We start from the raw sequence: 11136 nt of genomic DNA on the forward strand, positions 1-11136 counted from the left end.
CCAAGAGACTCCACCATGATTGACCAAGACCGCGATACCTCTCTGGAATCACCTCAGTCCAATGATTTCCATACCGGCTGGGCAGCCCTGCTGGGGCCGCCGAATTCCGGGAAGTCGACCCTCCTCAATACCGTGCTGGGCCAGAAAGTCAGCATTGTCAGCCCCAAGCCGCAAACCACCCGCAACCAGGTCACCGGGATCCTGACCCGGGACAGTCTCCAGGTCGTCTTCCTGGACACGCCGGGGCTGCACCGTCTGCGGGGCAAGATGAACTCCTTTCTGCTCAAGGCCGCGTGGCAGGCCCTGTCCCGGGCGGACGCCGCGGTGATCATCCTGGACGCGGCCCTGTACGACAAGCGGCCGCATCTCCTACCGGAGGACCTGCAGCCCCTGCGCTCCGCCAGGGTCAGACTGCCGCACCCCTTGCTGGTGGCGTTGAACAAGATCGACAAGGTCAAGGACCGCGCGAAACTGCTGCCCCTGATGGAGCAGATCGCCGGGATCTGGCCGGAAGCGGAAATCCTTCCCATTTCCGCCGCCACCGGCGAGAACGTGGAAACATTGATCACCCGCATAGCCGCGGCCCTGCCTCCTGGGCTACCACTTTTCCCAGAGGATCAACTGTCCACCGTGCCCCTGCGGTTCATGGCGTCGGAAATCATCCGGGAAAAGCTGTTCCTGAACCTGCACGAGGAACTGCCCTACCACACCGCCGTGGACATTGAGAACTGGGACGACGCCAGCCAGCCCGGACTGACCAGGATTCACGCGGTGATCTTCGTGGAGCGGGACAGCCACAAGGCCATGGTCATCGGAAAACAGGGCCGCAACCTGAAGCAGATCGGTCAGAGCGCCCGGCTGGAACTGGAGGAACTGCTGGAAGGCAAAGTCTATCTGGAACTGTGGGTTAAGATCCGCTCCAAATGGAGCGAAGACGAACGCTTTCTGCTCTCCCTTGGCTTCGGCTCAGCCCCGGACATGGGAGACTGGCAGGGCTGACCGCTGCAACAAGTATTCGCTTTTGGGACCGCCGCACCCCGGTGCGGCTCCTCTTGCCGCAAGATGAATATACCGCCCTGGGCCGCGGCAGTCCGTAGGCATGATTCTCCGCTCGTACTATTCACCAAAGTCAGGCTTCCGCCCTCTGCCCTGCTCTTTTCCGACATCAATAAATCGGTTGTAGACGTTATCCGCACCCGGCTCTTCACTTCCGCTTGCTTATTTTCCGCTCCTTGCATTACATGAATTTTGGACGTTTTCCGTTACTTCGCAAACTCCAGGCTATCAAACGCCCTGGATCTCCGATATCCGAACATCGTCGATAATACTGCAAGAGCCAAATCATTTCCACAATGTCATACCACAAAAGCGGGCATCCAGACGGAAGCCCCGCATGATTGTATAAATATTTATTTCACAATCAAACGCTGCCAAACGATATTCCAGGATTCAAATTCGCACTGAGCCGGCAAGCACTGCCTTTTTCCCTGCAAGCATCGCCGGTCGTCGAGTCGGCATTGCGGTTTGTCACAACAATGCCTCATATACGGCGACATTATGGACACGAGCAGATTTGGGCCCTGCACAGGCCGCCGTAGACATAATGGCCGAGAAGGAGGTTTGAATAACATCATGCGACAGCAACCACGATATTGCCTCCGGATCACATGCCTGCCCCACCGGGAGTGCCAGGACAGGGCGAGAAGCTGGAATGTTACGCGTCTTGGGTACGAAGCCGAGGCCGGACATGATGCTCCCTCTAGGTCCAGTCCATTGTCATGGCCCCTTCTGTTGACATGTTTGTGGCTTTTCTTCGGCACGCCGTGCTTCGCACATGCCGCCCCACCCCTGACATTCACCCCGCTGCCGCTCACCAATCCCGAACGGGTCGTGGCCGAAAGCCGCAACCTGGCGGAGCACGTTTCGATGCTCTTGGGGCGCAATGTGCAGATTCGTTATGAACAGGATTATGCGACCATCCTGGAGCTGTTCGCTCAAGATGAAATTGATCTGGTCCAATTGGGGCCGCTGCCCTTTGTCACCCTGCGGGGCATGGCTCCCCAGGCTGAACCACTGGTTTTTTTTCGGAACCGGGACGGGAGGACAGACTACAGTTGCGCCCTGGTCACAGCCATGGACACAGCGGAGGATTTGAGTTTGCATCAGGGGCCGATAGCCCTGACCCAGCCCTTGTCCACCTGCGGATATCTGGCCACGGCCATCCTTCTGGAGCAGATGGGACAAAGCCTTGGCCAACTGCCCCATGCCTATCTGGGGAGCCACGAAGCCGTGGCTCTGGCTGTGATCCGCGGCGAATACTCCCTGGGCGGGTTGCGAGCGTCCTACGGCGAGAGCTACGCCCAGATCGGGCTGCGCATCCTGGAGCGCACCCAGCCGCTACCTGAATTCGTTTTCGTGGCCAACAGCCGCACCTTGGACCGGAAAACCCTGGAGAAGCTGACCCGTGATCTTGTCGCGATCCCGGCCGAGACATTGCGCCATTGGGTGGGGCTGGGCCGCTGGGGCATGACCCCGGCCCACCTGGAAGACTTTTGCGGCCTGCACGTCCTGCTGACCCGACAGACAAGCATCCGGGACCGTGACGGACCGCTGTTTTCCCTGTTCGAGAATTCTCTGGAGGAAGCATGTTCGGCAGACCCCTGACATTTCCCTCCGGGCAGGTCTGGATCATCGGAACCGTCGTGATCGTCATATGGCTGGGCCTTTTTGGCTATCTGCGCCATGAGTGGAACCAGAGTCGGACGCATTTTCTGACGGCCCTCACCCAGACCCAGGACATTGCCTGGCGATCCGTGCTCCAGCGTCATCAGACCGGAATGCAGGCCTACTTCATTTCATACCTCATGCAGCCGAAGGTGCTGAACCTGCTGGAAATGGCTCAGGCAGATCCGGACAGGGCTCCGGAAGCCCGAATGCGGCTTTACCGCCTGCTCTTTCCGTTCTACGAGACCCTGATCGCCTCCAGAGATGTGCAGCAACTGCACTTTCACACCGCGGACGGACGCAGTTTCCTCCGCTTTCACGCCCCGCAGAACTCCGGGGATTCCCTCTGGGAAGAACGCTATTCCATTCGGACCGCCAATCAGGAATTGATTTCGGTTCATGGTTTTGAAGCCGGAAAGGTGGTGTCCGGGTTCCGGAACGTCTTCCCCATCGTGGTTGAAGATCGGCATCTGGGCAGCGTGGAACTGAGCCAGCCCCTGGAGGCCCTGCGCCGGGCCATGGCCGAATTGGACATGAGTCGCGAATTCACCTTTCTGCTCAACGGTCCTCTGGTGTATGACCTGCTCTTCGAGGAACAGCGGCGTCTGTACGCTCCAAGCCCCGTCCATCCGCTCTGGTTCGAGGAAGATCCGCACCGGGAACTGCCCCATGCCCCCCCACCGCTTTCCACCACCGCTCGCATGCTGATGCCCCGGTTGAGCAAAACCACGGGGCTGGAAGAAGTTCTGGACAGCGGCACATCCGGATCTTTCGCCCTCCATGGCCCGGATGGTCGATTCGCGGCCACCCTGACCGCGATTCCGGACACCCAGAACCGCAACGCAGCGTTTTTGCTCTCCTTCAGCCCAGCTCCGGAACTGGTCGCAATGCAGCGCCATTTCCAGGTCAATCTTATCGTGGCCACTATTCTACTGCTGTTCCTTGCGGCAGCCTTTCTCCGCATGCACGGGCTACGCCGAAAAGCCATCCAGGAAAAGGAACGCCTCCAGACCATTACCCGGACCATCGGCGAGGGACTGTACGTGTCCGATCCTCAGGGGTTGATCAGTTTCGTCAATCCGGCGGCCGAGGAGTTGCTGGGCTACGCCGGGCAGGAACTGATCCAGGCCAACGGCCATGAATTGTTCCACAGCCATTCCCATACCGAACCACCGCTCCTCATGACCGGCCAGTGTCCGATTCTGCAAACCTTGTCGCAAAACAGGCCTTTCCGGGGACAGGAAATTTTCCGCCGCAAGGACGGAACACTGATCCACGTTGAGGTCACGGCCAACCCCGTGGTTGAAAACGGCCAGATTGTCGGGTCGGTCACCGTGTTCCGCGACATCACCGAAGCCAGAAAGGTCCGCCTGGAACTGGAGAACAGCCGCGCGGAAATGCGGACCATCCTGGATTCCCTGCCCAGCGGCATCCTGCTCATTGATGCCGAAACCTACACCATCCTCGAGGCAAACCCCGCCGCCTGCGCCATGGCCGGGGTATCCTGCGGCGAGATCATCGGCAAGGTCTGCCACGAGTTCGTCTGCCCGAGTGAAAAGGGCAGGTGCCCGATCATGGTCCTCGGACAGGACGCGGACCGCTCCGAATGCGAATTGTTGACCGCAAGCGGCGACTCTCTGCCGATCCTGAAGACCGTCAGCCGGGTGATGGTCAATGAACGACCCTGCATGCTGGAGAGCTTCGTGGACATTTCGACGCAGGTTGAGGCCCGCCGGGCCGCGGAGGAGGCCAGTCGCCAGAAAAGTGAATTCCTGGCCAACATGAGCCATGAAATTCGCACGCCCTTGAACGGCATTCACGGCATGCTCCAGATGTTGCGCATCACCTCCCTGGATCACGAGCAGCAACAATATTTGAACCTTGCCGAGGGATCCACTCGCCGGTTGACCCATCTGCTCACGGACATTCTGACCCTTTCCCGGATCGAGGCCGGAAAATTCGTGGAAAACCCGATCCTGTTCAAGGTAGACGGCGTGTTTCGCAATATTTCCGAAACGTTTGAGGAGATCTGTCGAAACAAGGGGATCGGTCTGGTTCTCAACATCAATAAACGTCTTCCCCGGATGCGGGGCAATGTTATGGGACTGGAACAGATTCTCTTCAACCTGGTGGGCAATGCCGTTAAATTCACCACCAAGGGCATGGTTTTGCTCACGGCGGACACGGTGAACGGAAAAGGCCACACCGCTCTTCCCGAGACGCCTTCCCGTGTGCCCGAGCCTCAACCGGAACCTCAGCCAAAACCTCACTCCCCCCCGGGTTCGCCCGGCAGGGCGGAGGAGACTCCTTCAGGGAATGCAGACTCACGAACCGTCAGGGTCCTGTTCACGGTGCAGGACACCGGACCGGGCATCCCGGACGATCTCCTGAAGCGGATCTTCAAACCATTCACCCAGGGCGACGGCAGCACCACCCGGCCGTATGAAGGTGCGGGGCTGGGACTGACCGTGGCCCAACGGCTGGTGAGCCGCATGGGCGGAACCATGTCCGTGGAAAGCGAACCCGGTCGGGGTACGACGATTTACCTGACGCTTACCTTTGGAGCAGAGGAGACGGCATGACCATCACGGATGCTGCATCACCCTCCATTCTGATCATCGACGATGACCCCATGGTCTTGATGATCCTGGAAAACGCTCTTGCCAAGGCCGGATATGTTGTTCGCAAATCCAGCGCCGGCGCCGAAGGGCTTGCCGCGGCCCGGATGGAACCGCCGGCTCTTGTTTTTCTGGATGTCGTGCTCCCGGACGGCGACGGGCGGGATTTCTGCCGGGAGATCAAATCGGACCCGAAGCTGGCGGGCACCTATGTCATCCTGATGTCCTGCCTGATGACCGGAGCGGAGGAGCAGGCCCAGGGGCTGCTCGCCGGGGCGGACGGATACATGGTCAAGCCCCTGGACACCCGCGAACTCCTGGCCAGGACCGAGGCGATCCTGCGCATTCGGCGCACGGAACAGGCCCTGCGCGAATCCGAGGAGCGCTATCGCAGTCTGTTCAGCGCCATGCTCAATGGTTTTGCGCTGTATGAGGCGATCTATGACTCCCGTAATCGGACCTGCGATTTTCGATATGTCGAAATCAATCCGGCCTTTGAAACCCTGACCGGGCTGACCCGTGAAGCCGTCATCAGCCGGACCATGACCGAGGTCCTGCCCAACCTGGACCAGGATTGTTTGAACCGCCTGATCGAGGTGATGGAAACGGGAACGCCGATCCACTATGAAAGCAATTTTGAGGAGTTCTCCAAGCGGTTCGAAATCCTGGCCTATCGTCCCAAGAACGGACAGCTGGCCCTGATGTTTCTGGATGTCACGGACCGACACCGCGCCGAGCAGGCCTTGCTGGAACGGGAGCGGCTGCTCAACGCCACGCAGCGACTGGCCCGGGTGGGCGGATGGGAATGGAACGTGGTGGACCAATCCTTGTCCTGGACCGAAGAAACCTATCGCATCCACGGTCTGGAGCCGGCAAACCGTCCGGATTCCTCCCACCTGCTGGAACAATGTCTGGAATGTTGCGGAACGGAAAACGGCAGCAGATTTCGGGACGCGCTCCAGCACTGCATTCAGGAGGGCCATCCTTTTGACCTGGAGATGCCCTTTACCGGCATTGACGACCGCCGGCTCTGGGTGCGCATGACCGCCGCTCCGGTCTGGGAGGGCAGTCGCGTTGTCCGGGTGGTGGGCAATATCATGGATCTTACGGACCGCAAGCAGATCGAGGACCGACTGCGCTACCTGGCTACCACCGATGAGTTGACCGGACTGTGGAACCGCAGAAAGTTCATGGAATTGCTGCACCGGGAAATTGAGCGCGCCCGGCGTTACGGGCATGGCTTCACCCTGCTGATGCTGGACATTGACCACTTCAAATGCATCAACGACAGCTTCGGCCATGCCGCCGGCGACAGGGTCCTCGAGCATCTTGCGGGCATGCTCAACTCGGCGCTGCGCACGCCGGACGTTTCCGGACGCTTCGGGGGTGAAGAATTTGCCGTGATCCTGCCGGAAACCGGCGTGCACGGCGCGGAGGTCATTGCCGAACGACTTCGGAACACCATTGCCGCGGAACAGGTTCACGTTCAGGGGGGGTCCATTTCCTATACCGTCAGCATCGGCGCCGCGACGTTCGCATCCGATACGTCCAGCGCCGACGACCTGCTCAAGCGAGCCGACGACGCCCTATACAAGGCAAAACAGCAAGGACGAAATCGTCTCGTCCTGGCGACGGATCGGGAAGCGACGGGGGTCGGATCGTGAAACAACCCTGGAAGTCCCTGGAAACAGCACATTTCGGCTCAGAACGAGGACACAGGCGCATCGCGACAGCCGTAAACGATTCCCGGAACACCGCTTGGCGGGAAATTGCACGCCATGGAATACGCCGCCAGGCAATGACCGCGCTTCTGTTGACGTTGCTCTGCCTCTCCTGCCTTGCGGTTCCTGTTTCCGCCCAACCACACCCAAATTTGCCGAACCTGACCGGGGATGGGGCAACGGCGTTTCCCTACAGATTTTTTCAAGAACATCCCGAGGTGATGCTGCTCATTGACGCGGAGACCGGAGCAATCCTGGACGCCAATGCGGCCGCGGAGCGGTTCTACGGCTATACCGGGCTGGAATTGCGGTCCCTGTCCATTCAGGACATCAACATCCTGCCGGCTCATAAAGTACGGGACCAGATGGACCAGGCCGTCACGCAACAACAAAACGCTTTCATCTTCGAGCATCGTCTGGCCGGAGGCGAGTTGCGCTCGGTGAAGATCACCAGCTGGCCGTTTTCGATCCAGGGCCGTACTGTCCTGTTCTCCATCATTCACGACATCACGGAGGGTGTCGAAGCACTGGAGACATTGCGCTTGCAACAGGAAACCTTGGCCGATCAGGTTTTCAAGCAAACGGCTGAGCTCCGGGAGCGCAATCGCCAGGCGGGTTGGGCCCTGTTTCTGGGCCTGAGCATCCTGACCGCCGCCACTGTGGCCTTGTGGCTGCGCAACCGCCAGCTTCTGGACATGCGCAATTCCTGGCGCGAACAGTCCACGCTGCTCAACGCCATTCTGGATTCGTCACCGGACATCATCTTTTACAAGGACAGAAACGGGGTCTACCTGGGCTGCAATCCAGAGTTCGAACGACGGGTCGGTCGATCCGCGCAAGACATTGTCGGCAAGACCGACGACGAACTTTTTCCTTCCCACATGGCCGCATTGTACAGGGGGCAGGACCAGGAGATTCTGCAAAGCGGCCGGCCCAGCAAAACCACGGAGTGGGTTGACTACCCGGACGGCAAACGGACGCTCATCGACAAATCCAAGGTGGTCCTGCGCTCGAAGGAAGGCAAGACCATCGGCCTGGTCTGCATTTGCCGGGATCTAAGCCGGGAATTTGAAGCCTGGACCCGAGTGGAACAGATTTCCAGACATCTGCCGGGAATGATCTATCAATATCGCTTGCGTCCTGACGGCAGTTCCCATTTTCCCTATACCAGTTCCGGAATTCGCGGAATTTACGGCGTCTCCCCGGAGGACGTGATCGAAGACGGCTCCGAAGTGTTCCAGAGGCTGCATCCCGACGATCTGGCGCGGGTCCGGCAAAGCATCCAGGAATCCGCCGAAGGGCTGTCGCCTTGGAAATGCGAGTACCGGGTCAATCATCCGGAACTGGGCATGATCTGGGTTACCGGCCGCTCCACGCCCCAGCGTGAAGCGGACGGCAGCGTGCTCTGGCATGGGGCCATCCTGAATGTCACCGAACAAAAGCTGGCCGAGGAGGAACAGCACCGCCAGCATGCCCTGCTCAATGCCATCCTGGACAACGCGCCCATCGGCATCTGGCTGGTTGATCAAGAGCAGAACTTCCTGCTTGCCAACCGCAAATGCGAGGAGGATTACGGTCTGCAATCTGCCTCGCCCAGTATGAGCACTGAAGAATTTCAGGCCTGCCGGCAATCAGACCTGCAGGCCCTGCATTCCGATGGCCCTGTACACAATGTGGAAGAAGCCACGTTCACGGATGGCCGGAAACATACCATCCAGACCATCAAGCAGAAGCTCACTGACAACGAAGGTGCAGTGATCGGAATAATCGGCCTGGCCCTGGACATCACCGAGCGCAAGGAAGCGGAGCAGCGGCTGCATGTCAGCGAGCACAAGTACCGCTCCATCGTGGACCAGATCACGGAAATGCTGTTTGTCCATGACCTGGAGGGCAATTTCCTGGAAGTCAACCGGGCAGCCTGCACCCAGAGCGGATATTCCCGGGATGAACTGCTGCGGATGAACGTTTTCGACCTGCACGATCCGAAGAATCCGCAAGTCGAATCAGTCCGGAAGCTTTGGCAATTCTTGCCCCTGGATGCCGATCCGACCATTGTCGGAATGCTCCATTTCCGTAAGGACGGCACCACCTATGAAGCGGAAATCTCCATTCGCAAGATGGAAGTGGAAGGCGCATCCGGCATTCTGGCCCTGGTCCGGGACATTTCCGAGCAGAAGCAGGCCGCCATGAAGCTCCAGGAATACGCCAACGAGCTGGAAATGAAGAACATGGAGCTGGACTTCGCCCTGCTTTCCGCGGAACAGGCCACCCGGGCCAAGAGCGAATTCCTGGCCAACATGAGCCACGAGATCCGCACGCCCCTGAACGGGGTGATCGGCATGAACCGATTGCTGCTGGATACGGAATTGAGTCCGGTCCAACACCGATACGCGGACACGGCCCGGCTCAGCGGCGAGACCCTGCTGGCCCTGATCAACGACATCCTGGATATATCCAAGATCGAAGCCGGCCGGCTGGAGTTGGACGCCATCCCCTTCAACCTGCGATCCATGCTCAATGATTTCAGCAATATGATGGCCTTCAAGGCTGAAGAAAAGGGCATCGCCTTCACCTGCTCAGCTGATCCCGGCGTTCCGGAACGGCTGGTCGGTGATCCGGCCCGGATCCGCCAGATCCTGACCAATTTGGTGGGCAATGCCATCAAGTTCACGGAAACCGGAGAGGTGGCGGTACGTGTTCAGAGGATCGGGGGAGATGCGGGGATGCTGGAATTCTGGAATGCCGGGATTGAAAAGAATAGAGAAGATACTGGAAAGCGGGATTCAACTATCCCGGCATCCCGGCACACCGCATTTCTTCGCTTCACCGTTCGGGACACGGGCATCGGCATTCCCGAAGACAAGATCAGCCATCTCTTCCAGCATTTCACTCAGGTTGACGCCTCCATTACCCGCAAGTTCGGAGGAACCGGTCTGGGGTTGGCCATCAGCAGGCAGTTGGCGGAAATGATGGGCGGCACCGTGGGCGCCTCCAGTCAGGTCGGCAAGGGATCCACGTTCTGGTTCACTGTTGAACTTGCGACTGTCGCCGATGCTGAAGCGCCCCCGGACTCTCTGCCGACGGATTCCCGGACCGAATCGCGGATGGCTCCCATGTCTTTTCCCGAAGCACGGATCCTGCTGGCCGAGGACAATCCCACCAACCAGGAGGTGGCCCTGGCCATGCTGCGCAATCTGGGCCTAAGCGCCGACGTGACCGCCAACGGCCGGGAAGCCGTTCAGGCCCTGCAAGACCAAACCTATGACCTGGTGCTGATGGACGTGCAGATGCCCATCATGGATGGACTGGAGGCAACACGGCGCATTCGCGCCGCGGAGGAAGATCAGAAAGTGGAGGTCAGAGATCAGAGGTCAGAGGTCAGGGATCAAATATCTTCCCCTCAGGTTTCCGGTCCCGGCCCTCAGCCTTCACCTTCACAGCCCTCCAGACGCGTGCCGATCATCGCCCTGACCGCCCACGCCATGGCCGAGGACCGGGAACAATGCCTGGCCGCGGGCATGGACGACTTTCTGACCAAGCCCTTGAGCCCGGAGGATCTCCGGGCGGTGATGGCAAAATGGCTGTGCCGCCTCGACTTGGAATCGGACACTGGAGCCGGGATCGCTACGCCGGATGACATGCCTGAGATCGCATCCCGCCAGCCGTCCCCGAAAGCTCACGAAGCGCTGACCACAAACGATCCCTGTGCCGCTGCATCTTCAGGGACTCCGTTGGTGTTCAATCGAACAGACCTGATGCGACGGCTGAGTGACAATCACGAGATCGTCGCCCAACTACGCCTCATCTTTCTGGAGAACACCGCAAGCCGCCTCAAGGAACTGGAGCAGGCCCTGCAAAACGAGAACATCGAGCAGGTTGTTCATTTGGCTCACGCCATCAGGGGAGCCGCCGCCAATATCAGTGGAGAGGCCCTGCTGGCCGTGGCCAAGAACATGGAAACAGCCGCCCGAGCCGGGAACATGGCCGCCGTTCGTGCGATTCAACCGAACATGACCACGGAGTTCGCCCGGCTCAAGGCTGTGCTGGAGGCGGAGGACGGCTGAGGATACGAA

Annotated in this window: 5 protein-coding genes; all 5 read left to right on the forward strand. The window is 59.4% G+C overall.

The window, feature by feature from the left end:
* Positions 1 to 15 precede the first annotated feature (15 nt).
* The 5 genes from era (at position 16) to ACYQ15_RS09815 (ending at position 11127) form a co-directional block, all read left to right on the forward strand.
* A complete protein-coding gene (gene era / locus ACYQ15_RS09795) occupies positions 16 to 999 on the forward strand; it encodes a GTPase Era (protein WP_459937329.1) in 984 nt (327 codons plus the stop codon).
* 633 nt (positions 1000 to 1632) lie between these two features.
* Positions 1633 to 2664: a PhnD/SsuA/transferrin family substrate-binding protein gene (locus tag ACYQ15_RS09800; RefSeq protein WP_459937330.1), complete on the forward strand. Its 1032-nt coding sequence runs from the start codon at positions 1633 to 1635 to the stop codon at positions 2662 to 2664.
* Positions 2646 to 5306 (forward strand): PAS domain S-box protein, encoded by a 2661-nt coding sequence (locus ACYQ15_RS09805; protein WP_459937331.1) that lies wholly within the window; start codon positions 2646 to 2648, stop codon positions 5304 to 5306. The genes ACYQ15_RS09800 and ACYQ15_RS09805 overlap by 19 nt, the downstream gene beginning before the upstream one ends.
* Positions 5303 to 7006, forward strand: coding sequence for a GGDEF domain-containing response regulator (locus tag ACYQ15_RS09810; protein WP_459937332.1), 1704 nt, complete (start codon positions 5303 to 5305; stop codon positions 7004 to 7006). The genes ACYQ15_RS09805 and ACYQ15_RS09810 overlap by 4 nt, the downstream gene beginning before the upstream one ends.
* Positions 7003 to 11127 (forward strand): PAS domain S-box protein, encoded by a 4125-nt coding sequence (locus ACYQ15_RS09815; RefSeq protein WP_459937333.1) that lies wholly within the window; start codon positions 7003 to 7005, stop codon positions 11125 to 11127. Before ACYQ15_RS09810 ends, ACYQ15_RS09815 begins: the two co-directional genes overlap by 4 nt.
* The last annotated feature ends 9 nt before the right edge of the window (positions 11128 to 11136 follow it).

It is taken from the genome of Desulfonatronum parangueonense (assembly GCF_054656975.1).